The organism is Campylobacter geochelonis (assembly GCF_013201685.1).
Taxonomy (GTDB): domain Bacteria; phylum Campylobacterota; class Campylobacteria; order Campylobacterales; family Campylobacteraceae; genus Campylobacter_B; species Campylobacter_B geochelonis.
The window spans coordinates 2,108,127-2,125,911 of the sequence record NZ_CP053844.1 but is presented as its reverse complement, the minus strand read 5'-3'; the positions used below and the strand labels follow the sequence as shown (position 1 = coordinate 2,125,911).

Below are 17,785 nucleotides of genomic sequence, written 5' to 3'. Positions count from 1 at the left end.
CTATGCAAAGAATTTCAAACACGATTAAATTTTTAAGTGCCGACATGATACAAAAGGCAAATTCGGGTCATCCAGGCGCTCCTATGGGGCTTTCAGACATCATGAGCGTTTTGATGAAAAAGCTAAAGCATAACCCAAAAAACCCAAGCTGGCTAAACCGCGATAGACTTGTTTTTTCTGGTGGACACGCAAGTGCGCTAGTTTATAGCTATTTGTATTTAAGCGGATATGATGTGAGTTTGGAGGATTTGAAAAATTTCCGCCAACTTCACTCTAAAACTCCAGGGCATCCCGAGATTACAACTTCTGGTGTAGAAATCGCAACCGGTCCACTAGGACAAGGCGTGGCAAATGCTGTTGGCTTTGCTATGGCTGCAAAATATGGTGCAAATTTGCTAAATAGCGATGAGTGCAAGGTGATTGATCATAAAATTTATTGCCTTTGTGGCGATGGAGACTTGCAAGAGGGCATTAGTTATGAGGCTTGTTCTTTGGCTGGAAGACACCAGCTTGATAACTTAGTTATCATTTATGATTCAAATGCTATAACTATCGAAGGCGATGCAACTATCGCGTGGGATGAAGATGTTAAGGCGCGTTTTGAAGCGCAAGGCTTTGAAGTTGCTCGTATCAACGGACATAATTTCGATGAGATTGAGTTTGCGTTAAATGAAGCTAAAAATAAGAAAAAACCATATCTTATCATCGCAAACACAACCATCGCAAAAGGAGCAATGGAGCTTGAAGGAAGCCACAATGCCCATGGTGCGCCACTTGGAGAAGAGCTAATCGCTCGTGCAAAAGAAGCTGCTGGCTTTGATAAAGATGCTAAATTTAGCGTGGCTGAAGATGTGCTTTTCGAGACTAGAAGTGCGGTTGAAAAGGGCGATTTGGCTGAAGCATTGTGGAAAAAAGAGCTTGAAAAACTAAGCGATGAGAAGCGCGAACTTTTAGAAAATTTGCTAAATCCAGACTTTTCTAAGGTTGAATTTCCTGATTTTAGTGGTCAAAAAGTGGCAACTAGAGATAGCAATGGTAAAATTCTAAACGCCATAAGCGCTGTAGTTCCTAGCTTTTTAGGTGGAAGTGCCGATCTTGCTCCATCAAATAAAACTGAGCTAAAAGGCGCTGGAGACTTCCCGCACGGTAAAAATATCCACTATGGAATTCGCGAACACGCAATGGCTGCCATTGGCAACGCGTTTGCTAGATATGGGCTTTTTGTGCCGTTTTCTGCAACATTTTTTATCTTTAGTGATTATTTAAAAACAGGCGCAAGACTTGCTGCTTTGATGAGTTTGAAGCACTTTTTTGTCTTCACGCATGATAGCATAGGCGTTGGCGAAGATGGGCCAACTCACGAGCCGATTGAGCAGTTATCAACTTTTCGTGCAATGCCAAATTTCTATACTTTCCGCCCAGCCGATGGCAACGAAAATGTCGCTAGTTGGAAAGTTGCACTTAGCTTAAATGCTCCATCGGCATTTGTCTGCTCTAGGCAAGGTCTTGAGCCGCTTCCAAAAGCTGTTTTTGGCGATGTAAAAAATGGAGCTTATCTAATCAAAAAAGCGCAAAATCCAGCCATAACGCTTGTTGCAAGTGGCAGTGAGGTTAGCCTTTGTTTAAAAGCAGCTGCGATTTTAGAAAACGAAAATATCGCTACTAGCGTGGTTTCAGCTCCTTGTTTTGATATTTTATGCGAACAAGATAAAAGCTATATAGAGCAAATTTTTGCACCATCTAGCAAGGTTTTAGCTGTTGAAGCAGCAAGCGCTTTAGAGTGGTATAAATTTGCTGATGAGGTCTTTGGTATGAAGAGCTTTGGAGAGAGTGGCAATGCAAATGAGCTTTTTATACACTTTGGATTTAGCGATAAAAACATCGCAAATGAGGCAAAAAAGCTTTTAAAATAGATATTTAGCCTAAATTTGTATTAAATTTAGGCTAATCTTTGATAAATTTAATAAAATATTTATAAAAAACTATAAATTTATAAAACCGCATAGCAAAACTCTTTGTAAATAGCAAAATTTGGCACTCTTATCGTGGTTTTAGTTTTACTTATCTTTTGCTTGGTGCGCTATTTGGTTAAAGTTAGTAAGCTTATTTGGATTTTTAAAGACAATTTTATGTTTAAATAAATTTATAAAAAAGAGAAAATATAAAAGATTTATTTATCATTATTTTGGCTTGTTGGTTTAAATGCTGTTGCAGATAGAGCTTGTGATATGTCGCGTGGCTGTGCTAAACCACTGCAAATGTGAGTTTTTAAAGCTTTGCAGTTTTTTTGTGATAGCGAAGCGTTGCTGGGTGTGCTTTTAAGACGTTTAAATAACGTGAGTGCAGATATAAAATAAGATGATAACGAACTAAGCTATATAAAAAAACTTGCGATGATGGAAATGATATAAATTTATATTATTAAATACTGATATAAAATTTAGTTTAGTAAATATATTTATGATTTGCCGTTTAAAATTTTCGTAGTCAAATTTGGCAATTATATTTAGATTTAATAGATAAGTTATATAAAATATTTAATTTTAGGCAAAACATAGCAAATTCTTTTAGTTTTAGCTAAATTTGGCTAGAATTACAGCCTTATTTGGGTAGATGTCCGAGTGGTTGAAGGAGCACGCCTGGAACGCGTGTGTAGGGCAACTTACCGTGGGTTCGAATCCCACTCTACCCGCCATGATATATTGTATTTAACTATTTTTACTTTTGCAATCAAGCTTATAAATTTTACAACATATCTATCTAAAGCGTTTGTCTTAGTTGATACTAAATTTATGAAACTATAAAATTAGCATTAAATAAATATCTTTTCATTTACTTTTATTAATCTTTTATTTTATTATTAGTATAATTTTATTTATTTTATAAATAGGAATATAATATGCTAAAAGGTTTTATAAAAAATTTTTCCTTTGTTATATTATCTTTTAGCGCTCTTTATTCTAATGCTATATCTACTGCGACAAACACAATAACTCAAACCCAAACTTCGACTCAAACTACAAGAGAAGAAGTGACAAAAAGTATATTTAAAAAAGATACAAATATCATTTTAGATGAAAAACGCACCTTTAAACAAGCTTTGCTTAAAGATGAAAGTCCTTGCTTTAGGATTGACAAGATTAAACTATATGGAAATGAAAGCAAGAAGTTTCAAATTTATCTTGATAGGGCCTTAAAAGAGCTTAAATTTAAACGTGGTATCTGTTTAGGTAGCCAAAGTATAAATGCTATATATTCTACATTTTCTAACAACATAATAAAAGCAGGATATATAACAACTTCTATACAAATCCCATCTCAAAACCTAAATTCCAAAACACTTAAATTTAATGTATCGGCTGGCAAAATCGATAAAATTTATATAAACAAAACAGATAGCGTAAAAAACAGAGCTACCAAATTTACGGCATTTGGGTATTTAGAAGATAAATTACTAAATTTGCGAGATATCGAGCAAGGGTTAGAAAACATCACAAATGCTTCGGTTTCACAAGTAGATATAGAACTTATCCCTTCAAAAAACGTCTCTTATACAGATGTATATATAGATAAGGACGAGAAATTTCCGGTTAAATTTAACCTATCGTTTGATAACTTAGGAAGTGCTGCTACTGGAAAATATCAAGGTGGACTGTCTGCTCACTCTTTAAATTTATTAGGTTTTAATGAGATGTTTTATGTCTCATATACTAGAAATATCTTTAAAGGCAATGAAGAGAGAGTAGAAGACGAATCAAAAAGAGGCAAATCACATAACTATTACTATGGTTTTAGTATACCATATAAATATTTTTTACTAGATTTTAACGAAAACAGATACACATACGCTCAAGCAATCCCTGGAGCTTATAGCGTATATAAATACAGTGGCGAGAGTTTAACAAGAAATCTAAATTTAAGCTATCTTTATCTAAGAAATCAGTTCTCAAAAAACAGCATTTATCTAAAATTCTGGGAAAAAGAGAGCAAAAACTATATTCAAGATTATGAACTAGATAACCAAAGTCGAAAAACATCTGGATATGAAGTAGGGCTAAGCTCTCAAATCTTTTTAAAAAACTCCACTATAAAAGTAGCAGGAGCATATAAAAAAGCAACCGGAGCAAGAGGGGCGATTACTATGCAAGAAGATGAGGATGGAGATAGTAGAGTAGAAATTATTACCTTTGATTTGGCATTTCAAACATATATAAACAACCTACCTTTAGCTTATGATATCTCTTTACACGCACAGTTTAACCAAACTCCACTTGTAGTCCAAGATAGGCTTAGTATCGGCGGAAAATACACAGTTAGGGGCTTTGATGGAGAAATGAGCTTAGTTGGCAATAGAGGGTATTATATAAGAAATACATTAGAGTATTCATATGACGTAAAACATGGTGTGTATGTAGCATTTGACGTTGGTAGAGTTTCTGGGTTAAGTAGTGAGTATCTAAGTGGGCAAACTTTAGTTGGCTCAGGAATCGGATTTAAAGGTAACTTCACACCTCATGGAACTTTAGGTTATGATTTGCTTGCAGGATTTGCTATAAATAAGCCAAGCTATTTTAAAACAGATGATGTGGCTTTAAACTTTTCGCTAAATTATAGCTTTTAACAAGGATGTTAAAAATGGTTACAATGTTGAAAAACATTCTAGGCATTACAGTCTTGATATCTTTACTTTTTCCAAATTTTATTTTAGCACAGATAATCGCCGATAAAAACGCATCTATAGCTAATCAACCTAGCCTTTTACAAACACCAAACAAAGCAGTACAAATAGATATAGTCAAACCCAGCAAAGATGGAGTATCTATGAATGAATACTCTAAATTTAACACACTAAAAACTGGCACTGTGTTAAATAACTCCAAAAAAGGTACTAATTCTATAACTGGCGGTTATATACAAGCCAATCCACAATATAATAGCGATAAAAAGGACACTCAAACACCAAAGCCAACTTCTACTAAAAGTAAGATTGTAGCCAAAGAGATTATAAATGAGAGTTTAAAGATTATCTTAAATAGCATAGATTTAAAGATAAAAGATACTCTTTTAAACATTAATTCAAATTTAGCACTTAAAAGTATAAACCAACTAACTAGCATAAACTCTATAAATAACAAAAACTTAGACAGCATTTTTATCAACTCTTTTAAAAACATAGACTCAGATATATCTATAAAAACAGACTATCAAACAACAAGTAATAAATTTATAAGTAAAAAAACATCTTTTAACCCACTAAATTTTACTCTTTCCACAGGAAGTCTAGGTTTTATAGACAAACCTATCTATGAAGCAAAACTTCATAAAGAACTAGATAGTAAAAACATCCAAAAAGCTTCAAATTTAAAAGCTGGTAAAAACATTTAAAAAAGCTGGTAGTAAGTTAAAAAGAATTGGCACAGCAGATAAAGATTTAAATATTTTTAAAAAGTAAAATATATGAAAATAGATGATATAACACCAAACAACTTCGACAAGGTATTTGAAAAAATGCTTAAAGACAAAAAGAAAAGAGGAGTAGCTAATGCGCGTATTGATTTTGAAAATATCAGCATTAATGACAAGATTAAACTAATACTATTTTTAATTTTTAACGGTAATGGAGTAGAAAATATTATTTATAAAATTCTTTTTTGGGAAAACGATACGGAGATTAAAAACTATATTGAGACAAAAATTCCAAAAGAAAATTTTAAAAAAATAAAACCTTATAAAAAAGGAGCCGAGCCTGGCGTAATTTTTATAGAGCAAAATGAGATTAATACAGATTTTTTAAAATCTATATTGCTAAGGCATTTTAATTTTGAATTAGCAAAAGAGCCATTGTTAAATATTAGAGTGCTTCTCTTTGTTAAAATGAAAAATCAATTTTCTATTTTGTTGGATATTTATGATGATAGAGGATGTTATGCGTATTATTTATAGGTTAAAAATAGACAAATCGCAAAAAATATATCAAAAAATGCAACTAAAAAAGCTATTAAATATTTATTAAAATTAAGGAAAAACATAGTGCGAATAAATGAATATGAACTAAAAAACACTTCTTATAAAAAAACAGAAATAACTTTAAGTAATATAGAGATAGTAGCAGATGCGATAAAAAAATTTGTATACGCAAACTATAAAGGTAGTTGTTTTACGGTAGATTTTTTGGCGAAATAAATAGTGATTTTAGAGCTGTGGCAATTATAGGCAGTGTAAGTGATGATAATTTAATTTTTAATATTGATTTAAAAGAATATGATAGTAAGTTTACATTTGGAGCTTTTAACATAAAAAAAGATATACTCAAAGCAAAACATTGTCATTTATTAAAAATGGATGAAAGAGATATTTTAAATACAATTTTATTGTATATTTCTTATGAAAGATTTGAAGGTGGATATTTTTCTAAAGGTAAATTTATAGGTAAAAATACTAAAAATTTGAAATTTATTGGTATTTGTGGTGATATCGCAAATGAGATGTCGATAAAATCTATAAATTTAGATGAAATTTACTCTTCAATGCCAAAATTAACAAGTAAAAATGGTTTTTATGTATCTAAATTTTATCAATAAATAAATGGTTGTATCATTAAAATTTAGATACCCGCAATGGTAATCAAGAATCATTCTAAAGCAGATTCTAAATAAAGGAAAAAATTTATGATAACTTTGCCTATATCAATTTTTAATAATGATATACAGAAGTTGATATTGATTTAAAACCACAAAATAAGACAGATAAATCTGGAGGACATAGTATTAATGAAAAATAAAATTGTAAAAAATTTGAAAAATTTAATTATTGACTATGATAATAATTTATTAAAATTTAAAGATATATTAGATAAATTAAAAAAAATAGATATAGAAAAATAGTTTGATAAACATTTTAATTAAGTATGATTTTAAAAAAAGCATTCGATAATTAACAGTGTTTATGAAAAATATTTTTTTGAAAAAGAATATGATGATAAATTAAAAATTGAGATAAATATAACAATATTTCATTTATTAAATGGCTTTAACATTGAAAATATAGCAACAAGATTTTATTCTGTGATACTTGATGATATTTCATTGGAAGCATCTTTTAATTTATACAAACAAAATTCAGATAGTTTAAAATATTTTTATAATGAATTTAATGAAATTATAGCTGTCAATAACAAGATTAAAAACTTTATATCAAAAATGCATTATAATGAAATTTTGCATAATGAATGCTATGAAAAAAAATTAGTAAAAACAAACAAAGGCTACTGCATTGTAGAAGCCGATATTATATCGTTAAGAGAAATATTATGTAGAGATTTTAATAATTTACCAAAAGAAATAAATGAATATTATTTTGATAGGCATTTAGGCAAAAGCTATAATGATAGCTCGCAGTATTTAAGTATTATTTTACTTTTAGATAGAATTTTTACAAAAAATGATAATATTTCTACTATAGAAAAAAGCGATAATACTTCTATCCAGAGATGGAAAATGGACTTTGGAGAAGTAGATAATATTTGTAGTGGGATTATTCTTCTAATATGGAAAAAGCAGCCTTTTTATACGATATTTAAGTTTGTATATGATAAAAAATTTAAATTTAAAACAGATTTGGTAGATTTTACAACATCGCAAGAAGATTTTATAGAAAATTTGAAAGAAAATTTAAAAAAAAATGGTTTAAAAGAGTGCTTTTCATCAAATTTAAACCTTTGCTATTTTAAATATGAATTTGGTAAATTATTAGAAATAAAAAGAGATGAGATTTTATCGGGCAAAAATGTTGTATTTGTGGAGGATGATGGAAATATAAATTGGTTGTTTGGTGATGGAGCATTGGATGTGCTAGGTTTGGAAGAATAAATTTATCATAATCCTACTCGTGGTATTTTGGCTGACTTAACTGAAAGGGATATTAAAAAAATGGATGAAGTTACCAAATGAATAAAATGAAATATTTTGATTTGGATTGGATTAAAGGTAATTTGTCTGATACAGAATACGAAAGAAGAGAGGCATATTATCAAAACCAAATAGATGTTTTGAAAAAATTTAAATATAAGCCAAAGAATTTTTGCAGATATTAATTTTAATGATGCAAAAAATATCTCGAATTTATGGCTTGTATGAGATGTAGAGAAGTTTTTAATTTCCGCGATATTAAAGAAAATAAAGTATGTCATATATGCAACTGATTGATAAACCGCAACCCAAAAAACTAAAGAGTAAAAAAGACAACAAAGAAGTTTGAATTTAAATAAAAAAGAGATAAAATAAAACAAATAAGTAAAAAAGTGTCGTAGATGATTAATTATATATTAAATAACATAAAGCAAGGCTTTAGCAACTGGTTTTCTGCTAATGTATGGAATATTTCTAGAGAGTATCCGATATTTTATTGGATATTGTTTTTTATCGTTGGGCTTTTTTTACTTCGCGCATTTTTACATTTATTAATTTTAGAAATTACAAACAACTATTATAAAAAGTTTAAGTCAATTTTTATATATTCTATAATTATTTTAACTATTTTTGCTTTACTTATATATCTTACTTTGACAAAAACTCATGGTTGGCTAATATATCCTTGCGTATTTGCTTGGATATCTACTTTTTATATAGTATTTTTAAGTTACAAAATATATGAAAAAGAAAAATTTTTTATACCAACGCAACCCAAAAAAACTAAAGAAAAAGAAAAACAATAAAGTTAAATTTAACAAAACCTCAAGTGATAATCTGATAAATTTAAAAGATGTAAAATTAAAGAGTAAAAAAGACAACAGCTATATTGCTAAAGATTTAGATTCTCATAATGGCGGAGCTTGGAAAGAAGCTTCAAAGCCAGATAAGCTAGAAAGTAAAAAAACTCGAAACGGAACATTTGATAAAGATATGAAACGAATTTGAGATTAATGAATTTAAAAATATTTTATCAAAATATAAAAAAGATTGATAAATTTAACCCTCATTCTTTTGTTGGAAAATTTATACTACAAGGAGTTTGGTCTGATATAGACTATTGGGGTCTTGATAGTGATTTGGTTAAAATTTATAAACATTATAAAAATAAAGAGCTTCCAAAAGATATTTTTGCTGGAATTGTATCTATAATGACAGATATATGCGGAATTTGTGAAAAGTCGGAAATTTATATAGACAATGAATATTATCTTAAAAATGATGATGGCGTAATTCCTGATTTATATAGTAGATACGAGAGATTAAAGGTGCTATGCGAATGCATTGTGTATAAACACGAATTTGAATGTATCGATTTTTGGTATAATCCAAAGGATAAATTTAATGAAATTAGTTGATTTTTATAGAAATACTGCATTTGATAATAGATATGATGAAAACTCATTTATAGGCAAAATCCTTAATTATAACCTTTGGTCTGATGATGAATATTGGAAACTAGAGGCTGATTTGCAAAAGCTTTTAAGATTAAATTTAAATAAAATTTTTATCAAGCAAGAGATTATGGAAGGAATATTTTCTATTTGCAATGATGTTTTCTTAGCTCAAAAATGGGATTTCATTAAGATAGATAGTGATATTTTATACAAAAATAATCCAAATATAATAGATAAAGAGCCAAATATTTATGATAGATTCAGAAGATTAAAGAGGCTTTTAGTAGCCGTTGCATATGGCGATGAAAACTTTTTCAATATAGATTTTGTATATAAAAAACCAGAAATTAGTTGCAAAAAAGACAGCAAAAAAGAAGCTTAAATTCAAATAACAAGAGATAAAGTAACAAATGAATAAAAAAGAGTATTTGGCTAAATTTAGAAATTTAAATAAATATAAATTTAAAAATTATTATTTAAAAGCGAAAGATGTGAAATTCTCACATTTTTAACCTTTCTAAATTTTAAAAACAGAAAAAGTGTCGTAAATGCTAAATAACGTGAATTGCTCGCTAAAATAGTAAAATAAAATTTGATTTTTAAATAGCAAAATATACTATAAGAGTCGGTTAAGCCGCCACTTTTATAACTGCTCGCATATTTTCTAAAGCAGCAAAACATACGAAAATAGCATGGTTACAAAAGAGCAAAGCGTAAATTTAAAGCGTTAAAAGATATCTAAATTTCAAACTCAAAGTATCAAATCCAGCTTTTATAACCAAATTTAAAAAATCGCGAGCAGTAAAATAGCAAAATTTAAGCTAAACCTAAGCTAAATGTTACCAAAAGGAATTTAATTTTTAAATTTATATTATGTCATTTTTACGCTTTTTCATAAAACACAGCAAATTCATAAACATCTTTAAATGTTAAAGCTTGGTATTTTTATATCTTTATTATAAACAAAACTAAAATTTAAAAAGATATAAAAAGCATAAAGCCCTATTCTAGCGATATTTTAAAAAACAGGTCTAAATTTATAACTGTTTTAACAAAAGCCAAAACATAGTCAGATACATTTAATATATCTATTTTTCTTTTATTTTATAGAAGCTAGAAAATTTTTTATTTATAATTTATTGATTTAAATCAACGATTTCTAAATAAAAAAGAGTATCCTAAAGTAAAAATTCACAAAAGGAGTTTAAGATGCGAAGTTTAAAACGCGCAGTCTTGTCAATAGGCTGTTTGTTCGCTTTTGCGGTATCGGCTTTTGGACAAAGCGATTTGCAAAAGATTATGCAAGAGCGAAAGCTAACAGAGCAAGATGTTTTAGCCGCGGCTAAGACTTATCAGCCAAGTGGCAGAAAAGATGAGTTTATCGTATTTTCATCTGGTGGACAATCTGGTCAAGTGATAGTTTATGGTGTTCCATCGATGAGAATTTACAAGTATATCGGCGTTTTTACACCTGAGCCGTGGCAAGGATATGGCTTTGATAATGAGTCAAAAGCAGTTTTAGCCGAAGGTAGAATTCACGGTAAAGACATCACATGGGGCGATACTCACCACCCAAATTTCACCGAGAAAAATGGCGAGTATGTGGGGGATTATCTTTTTATAAATGATAAAGCAAACCCACGAGTCGCTGTTATAAATTTAAAAGATTTTGAAACAACACAAATAGTAGTAAATCCAATCATAAAAAGCGAGCATGGTGGAAGTTTTGTCACGCCAAATACCGAGTATGTCATCGAAGCTAGCCAATACGCAGCTCCACTTGATGACTTATGGCACCCAATCGAAGAATACGAAGCCGTTTACCGTGGCGCGGTTACACTGTGGAAGTTTGACTATGCAAGCGGTAGAATCGATGTAAATAAGTCATTTAGCCTTGAGCTTCCACCTTATATGCAAGACTTAAGTGACGCGGGTAAAGGCATTTCTATGGGTTGGGCGTTTACAAACTCTTTTAACTCTGAGATGTATACAGGTGGCATTGAAAAGGGACTTCCGCCGATGGAAGCTGGTATGAGCAGAAACGACACCGACTATCTTCACATCTATAACTGGCAAATTTTAGAAAAGTTAGCAAAAGATTCTAAAAACTATAAAATTTATAACAACCACAAAGTTATCACCATAGAAGCAGCCGTTAAAGCTGGTGCGTTGTTTTTAATCCCAGAGTCAAAATCCCCTCATGGCGTTGATGTGACTCCAGATGGCAGATATATCATAGTTGGCGGCAAGCTTGATACTCATGTTAGTGTTTATGACTTTAAAAAAATCAAAGAGCTAATCGATAAAAAAGAGTTTGCAAGTAAAGATCCTTATGGCATTCCTGTCTTAGATATGAAAAAAACGCTTCATGGACAAGTTGAGCTTGGACTTGGACCACTTCACAGTTCGTTTGACTCAAAAGATGGCATTGTTTATACTTCGCTTTATGTTGATTCTCAAGTTGTAAGGTGGGATTATAAAAGCTTAAAAGTGCTAGATAGAATAAATGTGCATTATAACATCGGACATCTTGATACAATGGAAGGCAAATCAGCAAAGCCTATCGGCAAATACGCCATAGCGCTTGATAAACTCTCAATCGATAGATTCAACCCAATCGGACCTCTTCATCCACAAAACCATCAGCTTATCGATATAAACGGTGCTAAGATGGATTTGCTTTATGATTTACCAATAGGACTAGGAGAGCCTCACGATGTTGTTAGTATACAAGCATCTAAACTAAGTCCAGCCGTAACTTATAAAATGGGAACAAACTCAAGAACAGGCAAGCAACACCCCGCTATGACACTAGCTGGACAAGAAAGAGTTGAAAGAGATGGCAAAAATGTTAAAATTTATATGACAGCAGTTAGAAGCCACTTAAATCCAGAGCATATCGAAGTACAAAAAGATGATAACGTAACTATATATCTAACAAATTTAGAGAGAGCTCAAGATGAGACTCACGGTTTTGCCATAGATAACTATAATGTGCATATGTCAGCAGAGCCTGGAAAAACTGCAAGTATAACGTTTATAGCAGATAGAGAGGGAGTTTTTCCATACTACTGCACTGAGTTTTGTTCAGCACTTCACCTTGAGATGTTTGGGTATTTATATGTAAAAGATCCAAACAAAAAGTATGAATCAGCCAAAAAAATGCAGCTTCAAACCCTAAGTCCTCAAGCACTTGAAACAGAGTATCAAAAAATTCTAGCAACAAACAAAGCAACCGATGAAGTTATCGGCTCTGTTGTTAAATTTCTAACTGAAAAAGGGTATGAAAAATATCCAAAAATCAAAGAGCAAGTCGTAGACGCACTTGATCAATACTCTAAAATCAAAGAGGTAAAAGACAAAGCAGACGCGGCTTATAAAGCAAAAGATTTAAATAGCGCTATTTTGTGGGAGTATCAAGTTTGGCAATATCTTGTAAAAACAGCAGATGTTGGACTAAGAGCTAAAAACAACCTTGTAAGAGAGCTATCAACTCCGATGAGCCCAGCTGCAACTAGAGGCGAGGTTGCTTATTTAGAGGGTGGTTGTAATGGTTGTCATGTCATAGGACAAGTAAGTTCAGGACCAGATATCACAGGTGCGCTTTTAAGGCATGAAAAGGGCGAAGAGTGGATATTTAGCTTTATAAAAGATCCTGCAAAACACTATGAAGAGGAGTATGTTAAAGCGCTCATTAACTACTTTAACCTTAGAATGCCAAATCAAAATATGAAAGATAGCGAGATTAAAGATATCATTGAATATATGAAATGGATTGACGAAAACGCTGGACTAAACTAAATTTAAGCCCCATTTTGGGGCTTATTTAAGGAGCTAAAATGCAAAAATACAAAATTTACACCATCATAGCAATTATCATTATGAGCGTGTGCTTTACTATACCTGCGCTTGGATTTTTCGGTGTTTCACAAAAGATAGCAAATGGCGAAGCTGTGCCAACGTATGCGGTTAAAATTTGGAATTTATACTCAAAAATTCAGTATAAAAACCACCTGATAGACAAAGATACGGCAAGTGATTTAAACAAGATGATAGCTTCACGCGCCGAGATTGCTCCAGCGTCATTTCCGGTTTGGTCGATTTCGCTTGATGCACCAAACTATCCAAAAGAGGCATTTCCAAACGGAGTTCCTTTATATGTGCATATCGACGGATATGGTGGCGATGTAAGTGAGATGAATACGCTAAATCACTATATAGGAATGTATGCAGTAGAGTATGGTGGGAATTTTGAAAGAGCGATGTCGCCATACTATCTTTTGATTTCTACTTTATGTATGCTTGCGTTTTTATACTATGATGGCAGGGCAAACTCGCTTTTAATGGTGCTTCCTATCATCGCTCCTTTGATTTTTATAGCCTGTTATGCTGGATGGCTTTATTGGTATGGGCATAATATGCAAGAATTTGGCGCATTTAAGATAAAACCATTTATGCCAACAGCTTTTGGAGATGGCAAAGTAGCGCAGTTTAACACGCATTCATATCCAGCAATTGGCTTTTATGCTATGCTTTTGTTATCGTTTTTTTCTATTTTGGCACTCTTTTCAAAAAGAAAGTTTCTAGCAGATAAAAGATGAAAAAATTTAGCCTTTTTTTGCTGATTTTGCTAAACGCCTTTGCTAGTGAGCTTCAAGATGCCATTGACAATGCCCAAAATGGCGATATAATCGAACTATCAAATGGTGTTTATAAGGGTGGAATTTTAATAAATAAAGCAATCACAATAAACGGAGTTGATAACAAAGCGATTATCGATGCAAACGGAGTTGGAAGCGTTATAACAATCACTTCGCCAAATGTTATCATAAAAAATCTCACCATCCAAAACAGCGGTAGCTCACACGAAAACCTTGACGCTGGGATAAATGCGATAAATGCTAATCACATCGTTATAGAAAATAATATCATAAAAGATGTTCTTTTTGGGATTGACTTAAAACAGACTCAAGAAGCCGTAGTTGTGAAAAACACCATCTCTTCACGCCCAGCAGCTCTTGGTTTAAGAGGCGATGCGCTTAGGCTTTGGTATAGCCATAGTGGCGTTATAAAACAAAACCGAGTAACAAACGCAAGAGATATCGTGCTGTGGTATTCTAGTAACAACACAATATCTAAAAACTACAGCACAAATTGCAGGTATTCTTTGCACTTTATGTATGCGGGTGCGAATTTAGTAGAGGATAATATCTTTGAAAACAACTCTGTTGGGATATTTTTTATGTTTTCAAAAGGCTCAACCGTTAGAAATAACACGGTAAAAAACTCAATCGGCGCTTTTGGCGTAGGCATTGGTATGAAAGATACGAGCGATTTTAAATTCTATAACAACACTCTTATGTATAATGCGCGTGGATTTTACCTAGATCAGTCGCCATTTCAGCCAGATACTACAAATTTATTTGACTCAAACATTGTCGCTTATAACACAGTTGGTATCCAGTTTCACGCCACGCAGCACAAAAGCATTTTTACAAATAACACCTTTAAAGGCAACATGGAAGTAGCCAACAACGATACTTTAGGCTCAAAGCTTGAGTTAAATCAGTGGAGTCAAAACTACTTTGATGATTATGAGGGAATGGATAGAGATAAAGATGGTTTTGGCGATATCGCTTATAAAAACTACGTTTACGCAGATAAGCTTTGGCAACAAAACAAAGCGGTGCAGTTTTTTTACGGCTCAAGCGTTATGGGCTTGTTAAATTTTTTAGCAAAACTCGCGCCATTTTCAGAGCCTAGTTTGCTTTTAAGTGATGATATGCCAAGAATGCGAGAGATAAAATGAAAGCTATAAAAGAGAAAAAAGTTAAATTAAAAAAGCGATTTTTTTTACTCTCATCGGCGATTTTGTTTACAAATTTAAGTCTAAATTTGCAAGCAAAAGATAAAAAAACAAAAAATTTGTTTTTACGCCCTCCTGGAGCTTTAAACCCAAAAGAGTTTTTAAGCTCCTGTATAAAGTGTGGACAATGCGTTCAAGTATGCCCATATTACTGTCTTAAAATCGCAGATATAACAGATGGATTTGGTATCGCTACGCCATATATAAATGCAAACGAAAGAGGCTGTTATCTGTGCGATCTTTTCCCTTGTGTGCTTTCTTGTCCAAGTGGAGCGCTAAGTCATGATACAACGCTAGTAAGCGATGTTAAAATGGGCGTTGCGGTTATAACAGAGCTTAATTCTTGTCTTAGTTTTAAAAAAAAGAGGCTAAAACAAAGTGATGTGCTAAATTTAATCTCATATAAAACGCATAATCAAAAAGAAAAAGATGTGGTAGAAAAGATAAAAAGTAAAGTTGGAGAAAAGTGCGATTTGTGCGCTAGTTTATGTCCACATCCAGAAAGTTTTAAAGCGATCGAAATGATAAATTTAGATGATAAAAAAGCACCACTTATAAAAGAAGCTTGCGTTGGCTGTGGGGTTTGCGCTGAGGTATGTCCGGCGCAAATTATAGAGATTGTGCCACAAGCTACATATAGTAAAATTTATGGAGATAATATATGAAAAAGATAGTTTTTATGATGATTTTGGCTTTGCTTTTAGCTTCGTGCGAGAAAAAAGAGCAAAAAACAGAGCAAAATACAAGCTTTAAAAATCAAAACTCGCTTGAACAAAACGAGCCGCAAAAGGCAAAAATTGTCATTAAAAAAGGCGATGAAAAGATAAAAAATGATGATAAATTTATAGTTTATAACATCGATGGCGAGCGAAAAGTGCAGTTTAATATAAATAACGAAAACAACGAAACCACACGCGAAATCATCGCTTATGCAAGGCTAAAATCACCTTATAAAAATATAAATTTAGATTTGCTAAAAAAACGGCTAAGCCCAAATTTTATCCTTAAATGTTCAGCCTGTCATAACGACTACGCAAATGGCATAATAGGACCATCTTTGCTTGATAAAACAGATAAAGAGATAGTCAAAATGATAAAAAAATACCAAAGCAAAACCCAAAAAAACGTTTTGATGTATGAACTTATAAGCAAGATGAGCGATGAGGAGATTTCAAATTTAGCTGATGAAATTTATGAGTTTAACAAGCAATTTAAGGAGTTAGAATGAAAAAAGTAGTTGTTGGAATTTGCGTTTGTATAATAGCGCTTATGATTTTTATGATAACTTCGCAAACTTCTAGTCAAAGCATGCCAAAAACGCAACCAAAAAAGCCAAATTTAGAGCCTAAAAAAGAGATTGTTTTGCAAGAAAAAGATGATATCAAAAAAATCAAAGAGCTAAAACAAAGCGTAAAAGCAAAACAAACAAGCAAACTTTATCTTGTAAGTTGCGCGCCTTGTCATGGCGATGATGCGCGTGGAGTTATCGCGCCATCGATTGCTGGAAAAAGCAAAGATGAAATTTTAGCAAGGCTAAAAGATTATAAAGCAGGCAAGTATCCAAACACACTGATGGCTGGAGTTTTGCAAAATATAAATGATGTAAATTTAAGCGCACTTGCTGGTGAAATTTCGGAGTTAAAAAAGTAGATGGATAGTTATAAAACAAGAGCCACGCTAAAAGATACGAGCTTTTTCTCAACTCTTATAATCACTTCTAAAAATGGCACAAAACGCCTATCAATCCGAGCTTATCGCTTTTTTACTATAATTTTAGTGCATCTTTTGTTTTGGTTTTCATACCATGTTGATATCCAAATTTTAGAAGGAAGCATAAGCGGCTCAAGGGCTTTTGGATTTCACTTAAGTGACCCATTTATCGTGCTTGAAGTGCTTGGAGCGTTTGGAAAAGTTGAGTTAAATTTAATCATCGGCGCAGTAAGCATTTTGTTTTTTTACCTTATTTTTGGTGGACGAGCGTTTTGTGGTTGGATCTGTCCGTATGGGCTTATAAGCGAGATTGGCGAGAAAATCAATGCAAAATTAATCGCTAAAAACATCATAAAAAAACGTAAATTTACAAGAATTTCAAGATATGTTTTTTGGGTTTTGTTTTTAGCAAGTAGCTATTTTAGCGGATATTTGGTTTTTGAGGTTATAAATGTTGTTGGAATTTTATCACGATTTATAATCTATGGCTTTAGTTTAGCTATTTTGTGGCTTGTGGCTGTGTTTTTAGTGGAGCTGTTTTTTGCAAGAAGGGTTTGGTGTGCTTGTTTTTGTCCGGTTGGAACGACGTATTCTTTGCTTGTTTCAAAACCTAGTTTTACAAAAATTCAGTGGGATAAAGATAGGTGTGATCACTGTGGTGTTTGCGTTGATGTCTGTTTTGTGGGCGATATACTTGAGCTAACTAAGAAAAATAGCGCCATTTCAAAAGAGCAAAAGAAATTTAGAATCAGCGGGATTGACTGCACACTTTGTGGAAGGTGCGTTGATGTGTGTCATCATGATGCGCTTAAATTTGATAACCTTTTAAAACGAATGGTCTAAGG

At 32.0% G+C, this 17,785-nt stretch carries 16 protein-coding genes and 1 tRNA gene; all 17 read left to right on the top strand.

All coding sequences use genetic code 11. The features are described from left to right. Nucleotides 1-2 precede the first annotated feature (2 nt). The 17 genes from tkt (at nt 3) to CGEO_RS09640 (ending at nt 17,783) form a co-directional block, all read left to right on the top strand. Nucleotides 3-1,913: a transketolase gene (tkt, locus tag CGEO_RS09720; RefSeq protein WP_075539981.1), complete on the top strand. Its 1,911-nt coding sequence runs from the start codon at nt 3-5 to the stop codon at nt 1,911-1,913. 694 nt (nt 1,914-2,607) lie between these two features. Then, nucleotides 2,608-2,695 (top strand) — tRNA-Ser (locus CGEO_RS09715). Nucleotides 2,696-2,899: 204 nt separating this feature from the next. Continuing rightward, nucleotides 2,900-4,621 (top strand): ShlB/FhaC/HecB family hemolysin secretion/activation protein, encoded by a 1,722-nt coding sequence (locus CGEO_RS09710; RefSeq protein WP_106381564.1) that lies wholly within the window; start codon nt 2,900-2,902, stop codon nt 4,619-4,621. A gap of 14 nt (nt 4,622-4,635) precedes the next feature. Next, nucleotides 4,636-5,385 (top strand): hypothetical protein, encoded by a 750-nt coding sequence (locus CGEO_RS09705; RefSeq protein WP_075539982.1) that lies wholly within the window; start codon nt 4,636-4,638, stop codon nt 5,383-5,385. A 72-nt stretch (nt 5,386-5,457) separates the two neighbouring features. Next, on the top strand, nt 5,458-5,943 hold the full coding sequence (locus tag CGEO_RS09700) for a hypothetical protein (protein ID WP_075539983.1): 486 nt from the start codon (nt 5,458-5,460) through the stop codon (nt 5,941-5,943). A gap of 209 nt (nt 5,944-6,152) precedes the next feature. After that, on the top strand, nt 6,153-6,581 hold the full coding sequence (locus tag CGEO_RS09695) for a hypothetical protein (protein WP_075539984.1): 429 nt from the start codon (nt 6,153-6,155) through the stop codon (nt 6,579-6,581). A gap of 483 nt (nt 6,582-7,064) precedes the next feature. Then, nucleotides 7,065-7,868, top strand: coding sequence for a hypothetical protein (locus CGEO_RS09690; protein WP_075539985.1), 804 nt, complete (start codon nt 7,065-7,067; stop codon nt 7,866-7,868). 780 nt (nt 7,869-8,648) lie between these two features. Further along, on the top strand, nt 8,649-8,915 hold the full coding sequence (locus tag CGEO_RS09685) for a toxin C-terminal domain-containing protein (RefSeq protein ID WP_075531215.1): 267 nt from the start codon (nt 8,649-8,651) through the stop codon (nt 8,913-8,915). A 5-nt stretch (nt 8,916-8,920) separates the two neighbouring features. Beyond that, nucleotides 8,921-9,325: an Imm41 family immunity protein gene (locus CGEO_RS09680; protein ID WP_075539986.1), complete on the top strand. Its 405-nt coding sequence runs from the start codon at nt 8,921-8,923 to the stop codon at nt 9,323-9,325. Continuing rightward, a complete protein-coding gene (locus CGEO_RS09675; protein ID WP_075539987.1) occupies nt 9,312-9,746 on the top strand; it encodes an Imm41 family immunity protein in 435 nt (144 codons plus the stop codon). The genes CGEO_RS09680 and CGEO_RS09675 overlap by 14 nt, the downstream gene beginning before the upstream one ends. An 827-nt stretch (nt 9,747-10,573) precedes the next feature. After that, on the top strand, nt 10,574-13,165 hold the full coding sequence (gene nosZ / locus CGEO_RS09670; RefSeq protein WP_075492985.1) for a Sec-dependent nitrous-oxide reductase: 2,592 nt from the start codon (nt 10,574-10,576) through the stop codon (nt 13,163-13,165). A 38-nt stretch (nt 13,166-13,203) separates the two neighbouring features. Then, complete coding sequence (locus tag CGEO_RS09665; protein WP_075539988.1) at nt 13,204-13,965, top strand: cytochrome C; 762 nt, start codon at nt 13,204-13,206, stop codon at nt 13,963-13,965. Then, nucleotides 13,962-15,173: a nitrous oxide reductase family maturation protein NosD gene (locus tag CGEO_RS09660; RefSeq protein WP_075492987.1), complete on the top strand. Its 1,212-nt coding sequence runs from the start codon at nt 13,962-13,964 to the stop codon at nt 15,171-15,173. The genes CGEO_RS09665 and CGEO_RS09660 overlap by 4 nt, the downstream gene beginning before the upstream one ends. Beyond that, nucleotides 15,170-15,895, top strand: a complete 726-nt coding sequence (locus CGEO_RS09655; RefSeq protein ID WP_075492988.1) for a 4Fe-4S dicluster domain-containing protein — start codon at nt 15,170-15,172, stop codon at nt 15,893-15,895. The genes CGEO_RS09660 and CGEO_RS09655 overlap by 4 nt, the downstream gene beginning before the upstream one ends. Then, the gene (locus CGEO_RS09650; RefSeq protein WP_075492989.1) at nt 15,892-16,458 is read left to right on the top strand and encodes a c-type cytochrome; all 567 of its coding nucleotides are present in this window, start codon (nt 15,892-15,894) and stop codon (nt 16,456-16,458) included. Before CGEO_RS09655 ends, CGEO_RS09650 begins: the two co-directional genes overlap by 4 nt. Then, complete coding sequence (locus tag CGEO_RS09645; RefSeq protein ID WP_075492990.1) at nt 16,455-16,880, top strand: c-type cytochrome; 426 nt, start codon at nt 16,455-16,457, stop codon at nt 16,878-16,880. The genes CGEO_RS09650 and CGEO_RS09645 overlap by 4 nt, the downstream gene beginning before the upstream one ends. Next, nucleotides 16,881-17,783, top strand: a complete 903-nt coding sequence (locus CGEO_RS09640) for a NapH/MauN family ferredoxin-type protein (RefSeq protein ID WP_075539989.1) — start codon at nt 16,881-16,883, stop codon at nt 17,781-17,783. Nucleotides 17,784-17,785: the final 2 nt, after the last annotated feature.